Below are 14,050 nucleotides of genomic sequence, written 5' to 3' on the forward strand. Positions count from 1 at the left end.
TCCTGCGGTTCGGGGTTGAGGTCAGCGCTGGTCGGCCCGCCGGAACGCGCCCTGCACGATCCGGTCGATCACCATTGCCACGAAGAGGATTGCGAAGCCGCCCAGAAGGCCGGGGCCTTTGGCTGCGAATTGAAGCGCCTCAAGGATCACCTGGCCAAGCCCGCCACCCCCGATCAGCGAGATGATGACGACCATGGACAGGCACATCAGGATCGTCTGGTTGACGCCCGTCATGATGGAGGGGAGGGCGAGGGGCAGTTCCACGTCTTTCAAAAGCTGCCAACGGGTCGCGCCGAAGGCGGTGGCCGCCTCTTTGATGCTGTCGGGCACGCCGCGCATGCCAAGGGCCGTCAGCCGGATCACGGGGGGCATTCCGAAGATGATCGTCGCAAGGATGCCGGGCGGGTTGCCGGTGCCGAAAAAGGCGATGATAGGGATGAGATAGACGAAGGCGGGCAGCGTCTGCATCAGGTCGAGCACGGGTTCGGCGAAGCCGTAGGCGCGCTTGGACTTGCCGAACCAGATGCCCAGCGGGATGCCGATGACGACGCAAAGGACCACGGCTGCGCCGACGAGCGCCACCGTTTCCATCGCGATCTCCCAGTAGCCGAGCAAGGCGATGTAGGCGAGCGCGGCGGCGGTGAAGATCGCGACACGCGGGCCTGCGGCGCGCCAGCCGACGACGATAATGACCGTCATGACCACGGGCCATGGCGTGCCGATCAAAGCGACGGAAATCGTGTCGAGCACCCGGCGCACGGCCAGCACGATGCCGTCGAAAGCGCCTGCGCCGTTTCGCGCGGCGTCGTCGATCACCGCTTCCAGCCAGCGGGCGCTGTCGGAATAGTGGTCGGGATTGGCGGGAAACTCCGTCAGCCAATCAATGACGCCTTCGACCGTGAAACGGTAGACGGTCAGAGGAATGATGACGATGCCAAGGGCGATTCCAAGCGCGATGTTCTTGAGCTGCATGCCGGAGGGGACGGCATCGGGCTCCACCCGCCAGCGGCTGTATTGCTTCTCATAGGCGACATTGCCCCAGACACCCTGGATGACGCGCAGAAGCAACAGAAGGGCGATCCCCGAAAGCAGGATCATCTGCGCATCCGCCGCGGCCGCCGCGGCCGTTTCGCGGGAGCGTTCGGCGGCGCGCATCAGGTTCTCGCCCAATGTCTGGAGCCGCGATCCATCTTCACCTGCGGCTATCGCGTCTGCGGATTGCTGGAAGAACTGTTGGGCGCGGGCTTCCTGCCCTTCGGCCCGGGCGAGTTCGGTCGCGCCCAATTCGCCCCACGTCCCGCGGCCGATCTGCACGAAGGCGATGATCTCGAGGATAATGAAGGCCCAGAACATGCCCCAGATGCCACGGGCCCCGGCCCAGAACGGGCCGGCAAGCGCCGCGGCCCAGTTGAAAACCTTCGGAATGGCGCCGGTGCTGTCATGGATCGTGTGGAAGGCCTTGGCGTAATAGTCGGCGTTGGGGCCTGCGAAATCCTTGATCGAGGCGTCAAGCTCTGCCCGGTCGACCTCGATATCGCTGACGGAGGAGCTTTGAGGGACGGTTCCCATATCGGTCACAGCCATCTCAGCGTCCTCCCTGAATGCCGCGCAGGAGCGTCGTCTTGCTGATCACGCCCACGTCCTGTCCGTTTTCCTGCACGATGAGCGGCTGATCGGAATCCACCGAAACGTCGATCAGCGCGTCAAGATCGCATTCGCCCGAGACACGGTGGGCGGTCTCTGGCGGCGCGCTGCCGTTGAGCGGTGTCATGATCGTATGTGCCTTGACGAGTTTGAGGCGCGAGATGCCCTGGACAAATTCGCGCACATAGTCGTCGGCGGGCTGGGTCACAATCTGTTCCGGGGTGCCGATCTGGACGATCACCCCGTCCTTCATGATCGCGATGCGGTGGCCGATGCGGATCGCCTCGTCGAGGTCATGGGTGATGAACAGCGTCGACTTGTTCAGATCGCGGACGAGCGTCTTGAACTGGTCCTGCAATTGCAGCCGGATGAGCGGGTCGAGCGCCGAGAAGGGCTCGTCCATCAGAAGGATCTCGGGGTCGGAGGCGAGCGCACGGGCGATGCCGACGCGCTGCTGCATGCCGCCGGAAAGCTCCTTCGGCAGGCGATCCTCGTAACCACTCAGATCGACGAGGCCCAGCGTATGGTCCGAGATCGCCCAGCGCTTGGATTTCGGGATCTTCCGGATCTCGAGCGGATAGGCCACGTTTTCGCGCACTGACCGGTGCGGCATCAGGGCCATGTGTTGAAAGACCATGCCGATGTGGCGCGCGCGCATCTCGCGCAGGGCGGTCTGACCCATGGCGCTGACGTCTTCGCCAAGAACGCGGATCGTGCCTGCGGTGGGGTCGATGAGGCGGTTCACATGGCGCACGAGCGTCGACTTGCCCGAGCCCGACAGACCCATGATGCAGAAGATCTCGCCCCGGGCGACCGAGAAGGTGGCATCGCGCACGCCGATCACGGTTCGGAATTTTTCGAGCGCTTCGGCCTTTGTCAGCCCGGTCTTTTCAGCTTCGGCAATGGTTTCGTCGGCTCTTTCGCCGAAGACTTTCCAGACCCCCGAAAGCTCTACTACGTGTTCGGTCATAATGGTGCACGCCCCGTTCGGGATCCGGTCAAGCATGGGACATGCCCCCGATCGGGGACATGTCCGGGTGGTGTCGGTCCGGCGATCAGTTGGTCAGCCAGCCGAGGACGATATCCTCGTTATTGGCGACCCAGTCCTGCGCGAAGGTTTCCACATCGACATCTTCGACCGAGAGGGCATAGCCCGCCTGGCTCAGCACTTCCGGCGGCATCTCGTAATTGTCGAGCATGGCGGCGACTTCCGGGAAGTCATCGCGGATCGACGCCGCGTAGTGCAGGTGCAGAGTCGCGCCCTTCCAGGCGGTCGATGCCTCGGATTTCTCGAGCCAGGCCGGATCGTCCGTCGGCTGGATGATGGTCCAGGTCGCCGGATCATGCTCCGGCTCGTCGAGATAGACCAGATCGTAGGCCACAAAGATGAAATGCGGCTCGTAGCAGAAGCCCATCCAGGGCTCGTCCGCATTGGCCGCGGCGCCCAGTTCGCCCCAGGCGACGGTGCCGTCATATTCCTTCAGCTCCATCGTCTGGTCGTAGCCATAGGACTTGGCGCGGATCTTCTCGATCACGGTCGAGGCCCAGCCAGGCGCGCCGATCCACACCTCGGGCGTTCCGTTTCCGTCCTTGTCGAACACCGCCATCTTGTCGGGATCGGTCAGGTCGTTGATCGACGTGATCCCGTAGGTGTCGGCGGTGTGCTGCGTCACGCACATGCCCTGGATCGCCTGAACGGGGTTCTCGTTCATCACGACCGACTGCTCTTCATTGACGTATTTGTCGTGCAGGTTGACCTGGTTCGGCAGCCAGACCTCGGGGTGGAGGTGCATGGAGCCAGCATCCATCGCCTCGAAGATGATCGGGTTGGTGCCGTTCTGCAGCTCGACCTCCAGGCCGAAGTTCTCCTCGATCACGACCTTGAGGATGTTCGACGTCGCGTTGGCGGCCGGCCAGTTCGGCACGCCAAGCACAAGGTCGGCGGCCTGCGCGGATCCGGCGATCAGCGGGATGGCCGCGGAGGCCAAAAGCGCGAGGGCGGACTTTCTCATCATCATTACATCACCTTTCCCTGTTGAGTGACTTGTCTATGCAACATGCGCGCCGGCGGTGACTGCCGGCATTGCCTTGGTGGGGTCTTGTGCAGTCGCGTCTCCGGATCTGGAGAACCTGACGGCAGCGTCGACCAAAAGATCGAGGGAGTCAAAAATCGGCACCGGTGCGCCGATATCCTTGAGCAGTAGCGAAAACTCCGTGCAGGCCACGCAGATCGCCGCCGCACCGTCCTCCGCCATCTCGGCGGCGACGGTGCTGAGCGTGTGGGCTGCGATCTCGGACGGACCCTGCGCCTTGACCGACCGGATCGTGGCCAGCAGGCGGTCGGGGGTACGGGCATGGATGGGCTTGATGTCTTGGGCGGCGAGCGCGGGATCGTAAACGCCGACCTTCTCAAGCGCGGGCGAACCCAGAAGGCCAAGAGGGCGGCCGCCGGTGACGTGCCGGGCATGGGCGGCTGCAAGTTCGACCATGTTGAGGAAGGGCAGGGGCGTCGCCGACGCGATCCGGGCGGCGTAGTGATGGGCGGTGTTGCAGGGCATGACGAGCGCCTCGGCCCCGGCCGCGGTCAGTTCTCGCGCCATGTCGGCCAGAACCGGACTGGGGTCATCCCCCGCGCCCTCGAGGATCGCATTGATGCGCGAGGGCACCTGCGTGTTGTTATGAACGATCAGCGGGATGTGATCCGCATCGTCGCGCGCGTCGACAGCGCGGATCACGCGCTGCATGAAATCGACCGTTGCCTCGGGTCCCATGCCACCGAGAACGCCGATCCTGCGCAAAGGGGAGGATGTGCCGCTTGGCCGCATCGGGCGCCGCTTACTCCGCCGCGAGGGCCGGGCCCTCGTAATGAAAGGCAGAGGTGTAGCCGAAGAGGGCCACCCCACCGCCAGTATGCAGGAAGACGATGTTCTCGTCCCCCTTGAAGGCGCCCTTCTTGATCAGGTCGATCAGGCCGGCCGCACCCTTTCCCGAATAGACGGGGTCGAGCAGGATCCCTTCGAGCCGTGCGAAGATCTCGATCGCCTCGATGCATTCGGGGGTCGGAATGCCGTAGCCGTCGCCGACATAATCCGTGTTGGCCTCCACATCCTCGCGCTGGACAATGCCGGGGCAGCCAAGCTTTTCGGCGGTCGCGCAGGCCAGCTTGAAGACGTTTTCCTCTTGTTTCGGCTTCGGCGCGCGGACGCCGATCCCCAGAAGCGGGATATGCGCGTTGATGGCTTTAAGCCCGACCACGAGCCCGGCTTGCGTCCCCGCGCTGCCGGTTGCATGAACGATCCGGTCGATCCTCAGGCCCATTGCGTTGGCCTGCGTCACAAGCTCCATAGCCGCGTTGGCGTAGCCGAGTGCGCCCGTGGGATTGGAGCCGCCGCCGGGGATCGTGTAAACCTTTCGTCCCTCAGCGCGGAAGCGGTCGGCGACATCCTCCATCTCGGCATTCATGTCGAGCCCGCTGCCCGGGCGCTTCTCAGCCGTCGCGCCATGCAGGAAGTCGAGGAAGACGTTGCCATTGTGATTGTAGTTGGGATCGTTCGATCCGGTGCGATCCTCAAGGAGGATATGGCAATCCATGCCTAGCCGAGCCGCGAAAGCGGCGGTCTGGCGGGCATGGTTGGATTGGGTGGCCCCTTGCGTGATCACAAGGTCCGCCCCTTGCTCTTGGGCTTCCGCCATCAGGAATTCCAGCTTGCGGGTCTTGTTCCCGCCCGTCGACATGCCGGTGCAATCGTCGCGCTTGATCCAGATCCGGGGCCCGCCCAGAGCCTCTGACAGGCGATCCATCGGTTCGAGGGCGGTCGGAAGATGGGCCAGCTGAATTCGGGGAAACCGCGAAAGGTGCATCAAGCGCTCCAGGCAAGAAGTGGCGACGATGGGGCAGGGTGCGCCTGTTGCGAGGCTTGGTCAAATAGAAAGTTGGGCGTATATTATGCGTAAACTGCATATAAGGGCCTAACCATGCGTGTCGACTGGCTGGACGATCTGATCGCGCTTCTGGACAGGGGCGGGGTGGCCGAGGCCGCCTCGCGCCGCAATGTCACGCAACCTGCGTTTTCAAGGCGCATCAAGGTTTTGGAGGATGTTCTTGGCTTCGACATCATCGATCGCAGCGCCCGTCCAAGTGGCCCGTCCCCGATCCTCAAGGCGCATGAGGCGGAGCTGCGGAAGCTTGCCTCGTCACAGGGCCAACTTCTGTCGAAGATGCGCCTTGAACATGGAAGCGGCGCGCGACAGATCGTTGTGGCCAGCCAGCACGCGATCACGACGGCGCTGGGGCCAGAGATGGTGTCGGTCCTGACCCAGCCGGGAAAGATCCATATCCGCCTCAGGTCCGCCAATTTCGATGAATGCGAGACGATGCTGATGACGCGCGAGGCGTCGGTCGCGCTGACCTACCGTATACTCGCCGAGGTTCCGGCAGAGCTGCCGGACGTGTTGACCGAAGTCACGCTGGGCCACGAGAAGCTCATCCCGGTCGCGGCGCAGGATCACGCGCGCGACATCATGTGGCGCTTCCACAACGGCGAATTGCGGCTGATCGGATATCCGGCGGATGTTTTCCTCGGCATCGCGCTTTCGCGCCATATCCTGCCGGGTCTTGAAGGCAAGTGTCAGGTCAACGTGGTCGCAGAGACGGGGCTGACCACGGCGGCGCTGCAGCTGTCGAGATCCGGCCTTGGGGTTGCTTGGGTACCGAGTGCGCTGGCGCGAAATGCAATCGGACAGGGGGAACTGGTGGAGCTGGCGGAAGAGCTTGGAGCCATCGACATGGAACTGATCGCCCGGCGCTGGAAGACCGATGAGAACCCGGTCGTCCTCGCGGCATGGCGGCAACTCGCGACGTTGGGGCAGGAGCGCGCGCTTTGACCGGTCAGTCGGACCCGAACGCTTCCACGAGATCCGGGTTCGCACCTTCCCGCAGGAAGACCGGGATCAAGTCGATCGGGCAGTCCCGCTCGATCCACTGGCCGCCGTCTAACGACTCGCCGTTCCACGCATCGCGCCAGGTCGGTCCCTTCGGAAGATAGAGCCTGCGCACTGCCGCTCCGGCTTCGAGCACCGGAGCAACGAGGACATCCGGCCCGAGCATGAACTGATCGTCCACCCCGACCGCGTCGGGGTCGCCCGGAAACTCGAGCAAGAGGGGCCGCATCGGCGGCACGCCCGTTTCATGCGCCGCCGCCATCTGTGCCGTCACATAGGGCCGCAGCCGCTCACGCAGAGACAGGCAGGCCGTCAACAGCGCCTCGACCTCGGGCCCGAAGCTCCACACCTCGTTATCCGCCCCGCCGAAGAGGAAGTCGCGGCCCAACCGCTCGTCCCCGTTGCTGTCCTGCCGGAAGCCGTGCAGCCGGAAGACGGGGCAGAAGACGCCGTACTGGAACCACCGCACCAGCAGTTCGTGGAAAGCAGGGTCGCGGATATCGCCGCCCTTGAACCCGCCGATATCGGTCGTCCACCAGGGGATCCCGCTCATCGCCATATTGAGCCCGGCACGGATCTGCCGGGCGAGATCGGGGAAGGTGGAATGCACGTCGCCGGACCAGACGACTACCGGATAGCGCTGGGTGCCCAGCCAGGCCGACCGCGATAGCAGCACGCCGCCCTCGATCCCCTCCTCCGCCATATGCTCCGCATAGCCCTGCTGGTGCAGCACCGGATAGGCGTTCGTCACCGCACGCCCGTCGCCCAGGTGATAACGCAGGTTGTCGGGATGGGCGGGATAGACCTCTGGTTCGTTCGCATCCAGCCAGAAGGCCTTGAATCCGTGCCTGACATAGCCCTCCCGGAGGCGCGCCCAATGATAGGCCCGCGCGTCGGGGTTCGTCGCGTCGTAGAAGGACAGCGGCACGCGCCCCTCGGAATTGGCGTCGAGGAAGATGGACGACGCCTGCACCCCCCGCCGATGCTCGATCAGATAGCCGGCATCGCGCATCTCTTCGAAGTTCTCGGCATTGGCGTTGACTGTTGGCCAGACCGAGATCATGGGCCGCATCCCCATCGCCTCCAACTCGGCCACCATCGCGGCGGGGTCGGGGAAGGCGGCCGGATCGATGCGGCCCTCGCCGCCCTTCGTCCAGTTGAAGAAGTCGATGACGAAGCAGCCAACGGGCAGGCCGCGCCGGTGATACTCCCGCGCAATCTCAAGCACCTCGTCCTGCGTTGAATAGCGCAGCTTGCACTGCCAGAATCCCATCGCCCAATCGGGCATCATCGGCGGATGGCCGGTCAGTGCGGCATAACCTTGCAGGATGGCCGCGGGCTCTGGCCCTGCGACGACGACGTAGTCGATCTGCGGCGAGGCATCGAGCGTCCAGCGCGTGCGGTTCTGCGCCAGCTCCACCCGGCCGGTGCCGGGGTTGTTCCAGATCAGGCCATACCCGCGGGAGGAGACGAGGAATGGGATCACCACCTCGGTATTCATCTGCAACAGGTCGATCACACAGCCCTTCTGGTCGAGCCGCCCGTGCTGGTGCTGGCCAAGCCCGTAGAAACGCTCGCCCTCATGGGCCTTGAACTGCGTCTCGATCCGCCAGAGGTTGCCCTCTTCGGCGTCGTAGTTGCGGGTGTTGGGGTAGAGGATGTGGGGCATCTCCTCTTCCAGCAGCACCGCGCCGGTCTCGGTGTCGTGGAACGCGATCTCCAGCGTTGGCTCCAGCCCGCGCGGCATCTTGCGGATCTCGGCCCGCAGACGCCCGGTCGTCACGGTCGCCAGATCGCCGTCGATCCTCAGCTCCGCTTCTGGCGGGGAAAAGTCGTCCAGCAATCCGCTCGGCAGCGTGTCGTCGAAGCGCGCGTTCTTGGTCGCGCGCACGCGGATCGCCGACGGCCCGACCGGTTCGACCAATAGCGTCTCGCGCCCGATCCGGCAGGTGAGGCGATTGGTGTCAACTTGAAAGAGGGCACGGAGCATCACGACGACCTTCGGTTGGAAGACACCCCATCTCTCGCCTGTGTTGCGGGGCACGGCAAGCAAAATACAAACGTTTGTATTGATAAAATCCCCGATCTGCGGTCTGCTATGCGAAACGCTGCTCATGGGAGGAAGAGCAATGGGATACCCGACACTCACCGCGCTGACGCGTGGCACGGCGGCTGTGATCATCGGCCTGTTGGCGGTCGCGCCAGTTTCCGCGCAGACCTGTCTGGGAACGGCCGAGGCGCTGGAATTGACACCCGAACAGGCCTCGGACATCGGATCGCGGGGGCTGACCTTCGGCTTTCTGACGAACAACCAGTCCGACGATTTCAGCCGCACGCTGGTCGCGGGGGCCGAGGCCTATGCCGAGGAACTCGGCGTCGAACTCCTTGTCAGCAACGCCGATTTCGACGCCAACACCCAGCTTAGCCAGTTCGATGCGCTGGTCCAGCGCGGGGTCGACGGGATCTTCCTGACCGCCGTCGATGCGGGCTCCATCGGGCAGGCCGTCCGACGCGCGAACCAGGCGGACATCCCGGTCTTCATCGTCGGCGGCGCCCCTGCGCGGGGTGAGGTGATCTCGGTCATGAACGCGGCCTCCTACCAGGGCAGCTATGACGCGACCGCCGCGATGATGGAGGCGATCGGCGCCCCGAACGCGCAGGTCGCTATCCTCGGCATTCCCTTTGCGTTGCAGACGATCCGCGACCGGGAGAAGGGCGTGCTCGACGCCGTTGGCGCCGCGGGCGGGCAGATCATTTCGCTTCAGTCCGATTTCAGCCAGGATCGCCTTCTGGAACTCGCGACCAACGTGATCCAGGCCAATCCCGACCTCGCCGGGATCGTCGCGACCTGGTCGCTTGCCGTGAACGCCGCGACCGAAGCTGTCGAGCAATCCGGCCGCGACATCCCGATCGCGGGCTATGACAGCGAGGTGCCGGGCTACATGCAGTTCCATTCGGGCGACACCAACATCGTCGCGCTGTCTGGCCAGCAGGCCGCGCTGCAAGGCCGCGCCGCGTTGCAGGGGCTCAGCCAGGCGACCCTCGGCGCCGAACTGTGCGAAGAGATCATCACGCCCAACCTTCTGGTCACGGCGGACAATTATCAGGAGATGTGGGAGGTTCAGTATCCCGGCACGACGCCGCCCTGGGAAAACTGAACATCATGGGCTCCTGGGGTCCGCCTTCCGGAGCCGACCCAATGCGCCTCGATCTGACCCATATCACAAAGCGCTTCCCGGGCGTTCTGGCGCTGGACGGCGCCCGGTTCGATCTGCGCGCGGGCGAGGTCCATGCGCTGATGGGCGAAAACGGCGCGGGTAAATCCACGCTGATGAAGATCGTCTCGGGCCTCTTCCCGCCCGATGCGGGGGAGATCCGGCTGGACGGCTCCGTCGTGCGATTTGCCACCCCGGCCGAGGCCAAGGCAGCGGGCATCCACACGGTCTTTCAGGAACTCACGATCCTGCCCAACCGGACCATCGTCGAAAACCTCCTGATCGGGCGCGAACCGACCCGGGCAGGCGGCCTGTGGCTGGACAAGGCCGCAATGCGGGGCGAGGCGCAGGCGATCCTCGATCGCCTCGGCATCGCCCTCGATGCAGGGCGGCTGGCGGCGACGCTCAGCAGCGGGCAACGTCAGATGGTCGAAATCGCCCGCGCCTGTGCCCAGAACCCGCGCGTCCTGATCCTCGATGAGCCGACCTCTTCGCTGGGGCGGGCCGAGGAAGAGCTGCTGTTCGATCTGGTCCGCCGCCTTCGCGAAGACGGCGTCGCGATCGTCTACATCACCCACCGCATGTCCGAGGTCTTCGCGCTGTCCGACAGGATCACCGTCCTGCGCGACGGCCGCTTCGTGATGGCGGCTGAGACCGCCGAAGTCGACCGTCCCGCCCTGATCCGCGCGATGGTCGGCCGGGAGGTGGCCGAAGATCGCCACGGGCTCGATCCCGACACGCTGCCCGTCGCGCTCGAGGCGCGGGGGCTATCGCGCGGCCGGGCCGTTCGCGGGGCCGATCTGACGCTTCATACGGGCGAGGTGCTGGGCATCGCCGGGCTGATGGGGGCAGGGCGCACCGAACTTGCGCGCCTGATCGCGGGCATCGACCGCCCCGATGCGGGCGAGATGCGCCTCTTCGGCGAGCCCTACGCACCGGGCGATATCCGGCAGGCGCTGGCGCGCGGCGTGGCTTACGTGTCGGAGGATCGCAAGGGCCTCGGCCTCGTCCTGCCGCTGTCGGTCGCCGACAACATCGCCCTGCCCAGCCTCGACACGCTTGCCACCAAAGGCATCGTTCCGCCCCGCCGCATCGTCGCCTTCGCGCGGGACTGGATGGATCGCTTGGGAGTGAAAGCAGCGAGCGGCAGCGTGGCCGTCGAAACGCTCTCGGGCGGCAACCAGCAGAAGGTAGCGCTTGCCAAATGGCTCGCCATCCGGCCCCGGGTGATCCTGCTTGACGAGCCGACGCGCGGCGTCGACGTGGGCGCCAAGGCCGAGATCTACGCCCTGATCCGACAACTGACCGAGGACGGAACGGCGATCCTCGCCATCTCGTCCGAACTGCCCGAGCTTCTGCAGATCTCCGACCGGATCGCCGTCATCGCTCATGGCAAGGTGGCGGGGGTCGTCTCTGCAGCGGACGCGACCGAAGAAAGGCTGCTCGACCTCGCCTTCAGCGAAGACCAAGCGGCATGAGCGCGGCACAGCCATCCCCGCGTTTCCCGATCGCCCGTCTCCTGCGTGATATCCTGCCTTATGCCGGGCTCATCGCCGTCCTTCTCTTCTTCAGTCTGTCCTCCGACTTCTTCTTCAACCTTCGCAATTTCGAACGGCTTGTGACCGACAGCGCGACATTGATGCTTGTGGCCTTCGGCATGACACTCGTCATCCTTCTGGGTGAGATCGATCTGAGCGTCGGCGCCGTCGTCTCGCTTCTCGCCGTCATTCTTGCGCAGATCATGGGGGCGGGTCTTCCGTGGCCGCTGGCGGTTCTGGTCATACTGCTCCTCGGGACGGCGATCGGCATGGCGAACGGGATCATCACCGTTCTGGGCGACATCCCGTCCTTCATCGTGACGCTTGGCATGATGGCCATCGCCACCGGCCTGTCCTTCGTCTTCACCGGCGCCATCTCCGTCGCGATCCTGAGCGAGCCGTTCCTTGTCCTCTTCTACGACGCCCGCTTCCTGGGCCTCCCGGTCCCGCTCTGGATCACCGCGGTCGCCTTCGCTGTCGCGATCTTCTACTTGACCCGCACGGTGGCTGGCCGTCAGCTCTACGCCGTCGGCGCCAATCCGGCCGCCGCCCGCCTGTCCGGCGTGCCGGTCCGGCGACGGAAGATCACCGTCTTCGCGATCATGGGCTTCCTCGTCGCCGCTGCCGCGATTCTGTCGGCGGCGCGGCTGGGCTCGGGTGCGCCCGCCTCCGTCCCCGCGCTGACGCTCGACGCCATCGCCGCGGTCATCATCGGCGGGGCGAGCCTCTTCGGCGGCCGCGCCTCGCTTGTCCGCACCCTGATGGGGGCCGCGCTGATCGCGGCGCTGAACAACGGCATGGTGCTGATGAACATCAACATCGACGCGCAATACATCGTCAAAGGCGTCATCATCTTGGTCGCCGTCGTGCTGGAGCGTCTGGCCAGCGGGGCGCGCCCGTGACCCTCCGCCGCGCGAACCTCGCCGATTACGGCCTCGTCCTTGCCGTCATCCTCGTCATCGGCGCGTTGATGTTGATCAGCCCCGCTTTCCGCGACCCGTCGAACCTGATCGGGATCGGCCGCCAGGTCGCCATCCTCGGGATCGCCGCCGCGGCGATGACCTTCGTGATCCTGGCGGGAGAGATCGACCTGTCTGTCGGCGCTGTCGCCTCCGCCGCTGCGGTCGTGACCGCGCTGGCGCTTGCCGCCGGATACGGCGCCTGGGCCATTCCCATCGGTCTGCTCGTCGGGGCCGGGTTCGGCCTGCTGAACGGCCTCCTGGTCGTCTACATCGCCGTGCCGAGCTTCATTGCGACGCTGGTCAGCTTCTTCATCGCCCAGGGCGTGGCGCTGACGCTGACCGGCGGCCAGACGATCCTCTTCGATGCCGACTGGTTCCGCGCCCTCTTTGCCACTGGTGACTTCCTCGGCAGTCGCGCCGCATTCTGGTGGCTCGTCGCCGTCGCGCTGGTCCTGTGGTGGCTGCTGGCCCGCACCCGCTTCGGGTCGAACACCTACGCGCTGGGCGGCGATGCCGAGAGCGCGGCGATGCTCGGCCTGCCGGTCGGGCGGCTGCGGATCGCGATCTTCACCATGACCGGGGCGCTGATGGGGATCGTCGGCATGATCCTGATTGCGCGCATCGGAAATGCACGGGCGGACGGCGCGATCGGCTTGGAATTCGACGCCATAGCCGCCGCCGTCATCGGCGGGACGCGTCTGGGCGGCGGCTACGGGTCCATGCCGCGGACGATGCTGGGCGTCCTGCTGATCGGCGTCCTGAACAACGGGCTTGCGATCATGAACGTGGATTTCAACACCCAACAGGTCATCAAGGGCGCGCTGGTCGTCGGCGTCGTCCTGATCGACCGCTGGGTGCGCGGAAAAGGAGCAATGGGATGAGCGATCTTCTGGCCGGTGACCTCGAACAGCTTGCAGGCGGGCTCAGCTTCACCGAAGGGCCCTGCTGGCTGGCCGAGCACGACTGCCTTCTCTTCACCGACATCCCCGGCAATGCGATCCTGCGCTGGTCGACGGATGGCGTGTCCACATGGATGGAGAACGCGCATTTCGCCATCGGCCTCACACGGGACGGGCAGGGAAGGGTGCTCTCCTGCGAGCATTCGACGCGCAGCCTGACCGCGCTGACCGTTGGCCCAGACGGCGCGCTGGCTGGGCGCGAGGCGCTCGCGAACAGCTACGACGGCCGCGTCCTCAATTCGACGAATGACGTGATCTGCACCAGCACGGGGCTGATCCTCTTCACCGATCCGCCCTTCGGGGTCCGCAACTTGGAAGGCGCGCTTCACGGCTATCAGCAGGCGCAGGAGATCGACGGCGCCTTCGTCTTCGCCGTGGGCGCCACGGCCGAGGCCCCTCGGCCCGTCGTCACCGACATCTATCGCCCCAACGGCCTCTGCCTCTCGCCGGATGAGCGGGCGCTCTACGTCTCCGACAGTTCCGAAACGCACCACAAGGTGCTTGCCCTGGACTTCGCCGATGGCACCGCGTCGAACCTGCGTGACTTCGCGGTCATGCCGGTCGGCGTACCCGACGGGATGCGCGTCGACGCCACAGGCCGCCTCTGGGTGGCGGGCGGCGATGGCGTCTATATCTACGACACCGACGGCACGCAGGTCGGCCACGTGCCGGTGCCCGAGATGGTGACGAATGTGGAATTCGGCGGCGCTGACTTGTCGGAGCTTTACATCACCGCCACGACATCCCTTTACCGGATCAGGACCACCACACGCAGCGGCCGCGCCTGGTAG

At 65.3% G+C, this 14,050-nt stretch carries 12 protein-coding genes; 6 read left to right on the forward strand and 6 right to left on the reverse strand.

All coding sequences use genetic code 11. The features are described 5' to 3' along the window. Window positions 1-21: 21 nt before the first annotated feature. From AADZ90_RS15905 to cuyA, 5 genes are all read right to left on the reverse strand, one after another. On the reverse strand, window positions 22-1,584 hold the full coding sequence (locus AADZ90_RS15905; protein WP_367311651.1) for an ABC transporter permease: 1,563 nt from the start codon (window positions 1,582-1,584) through the stop codon (window positions 22-24). 1 nt (window position 1,585) lies between these two features. Further along, the gene (locus tag AADZ90_RS15910) at window positions 1,586-2,614 is read right to left on the reverse strand and encodes a quaternary amine ABC transporter ATP-binding protein (protein ID WP_367311652.1); all 1,029 of its coding nucleotides are present in this window, start codon (window positions 2,612-2,614) and stop codon (window positions 1,586-1,588) included. An 85-nt stretch (window positions 2,615-2,699) separates the two neighbouring features. Continuing rightward, on the reverse strand, window positions 2,700-3,662 hold the full coding sequence (locus AADZ90_RS15915) for an ABC transporter substrate-binding protein (RefSeq protein WP_367311653.1): 963 nt from the start codon (window positions 3,660-3,662) through the stop codon (window positions 2,700-2,702). A gap of 30 nt (window positions 3,663-3,692) precedes the next feature. Next, window positions 3,693-4,469: a cysteate racemase gene (gene cuyB / locus AADZ90_RS15920; protein WP_367311654.1), complete on the reverse strand. Its 777-nt coding sequence runs from the start codon at window positions 4,467-4,469 to the stop codon at window positions 3,693-3,695. Window positions 4,470-4,479: 10 nt separating this feature from the next. Next, complete coding sequence (gene cuyA, locus AADZ90_RS15925; protein WP_367311655.1) at window positions 4,480-5,505, reverse strand: D-cysteate sulfo-lyase; 1,026 nt, start codon at window positions 5,503-5,505, stop codon at window positions 4,480-4,482. A gap of 114 nt (window positions 5,506-5,619) precedes the next feature. On the opposite strand from cuyA, the gene AADZ90_RS15930 reads away from it, so the two are divergent. Beyond that, complete coding sequence (locus tag AADZ90_RS15930) at window positions 5,620-6,528, forward strand: LysR family transcriptional regulator (protein WP_367311656.1); 909 nt, start codon at window positions 5,620-5,622, stop codon at window positions 6,526-6,528. Between the two features lie 4 nt (window positions 6,529-6,532). Here AADZ90_RS15930 and AADZ90_RS15935 read toward each other — a convergent pair whose 3' ends face one another. Beyond that, complete coding sequence (locus AADZ90_RS15935) at window positions 6,533-8,575, reverse strand: glycoside hydrolase family 31 protein (protein ID WP_367311657.1); 2,043 nt, start codon at window positions 8,573-8,575, stop codon at window positions 6,533-6,535. A gap of 139 nt (window positions 8,576-8,714) precedes the next feature. Here AADZ90_RS15935 and AADZ90_RS15940 point away from each other — a divergent pair, with 139 nt between their 5' ends. Genes AADZ90_RS15940 through AADZ90_RS15960 form a run of 5 tightly spaced genes read left to right on the forward strand, consistent with a single transcriptional unit; the run spans window position 8,715 to window position 14,050 of the window. After that, a complete protein-coding gene (locus tag AADZ90_RS15940) occupies window positions 8,715-9,743 on the forward strand; it encodes a sugar ABC transporter substrate-binding protein (RefSeq protein ID WP_367311658.1) in 1,029 nt (342 codons plus the stop codon). Window positions 9,744-9,784: 41 nt separating this feature from the next. Next, the gene (locus AADZ90_RS15945; protein WP_367311659.1) at window positions 9,785-11,278 is read left to right on the forward strand and encodes a sugar ABC transporter ATP-binding protein; all 1,494 of its coding nucleotides are present in this window, start codon (window positions 9,785-9,787) and stop codon (window positions 11,276-11,278) included. Beyond that, entirely contained in the window at window positions 11,275-12,240 is a 966-nt protein-coding gene (locus tag AADZ90_RS15950; protein ID WP_367311660.1) for an ABC transporter permease, read from the forward strand. The genes AADZ90_RS15945 and AADZ90_RS15950 overlap by 4 nt, the downstream gene beginning before the upstream one ends. Continuing rightward, on the forward strand, window positions 12,237-13,181 hold the full coding sequence (locus AADZ90_RS15955) for an ABC transporter permease (RefSeq protein ID WP_367311661.1): 945 nt from the start codon (window positions 12,237-12,239) through the stop codon (window positions 13,179-13,181). Before AADZ90_RS15950 ends, AADZ90_RS15955 begins: the two co-directional genes overlap by 4 nt. Further along, window positions 13,178-14,050 carry an SMP-30/gluconolactonase/LRE family protein gene (locus AADZ90_RS15960; protein WP_367311662.1) on the forward strand — a complete coding sequence of 291 codons (873 nt, stop codon included), beginning with the start codon at window positions 13,178-13,180 and terminating at the stop codon, window positions 14,048-14,050. Before AADZ90_RS15955 ends, AADZ90_RS15960 begins: the two co-directional genes overlap by 4 nt.

The organism is Aestuariibius violaceus (assembly GCF_040779325.2).
In the GTDB taxonomy this organism is placed as follows: Bacteria; Pseudomonadota; Alphaproteobacteria; order Rhodobacterales; family Rhodobacteraceae; genus Aestuariibius; species Aestuariibius violaceus.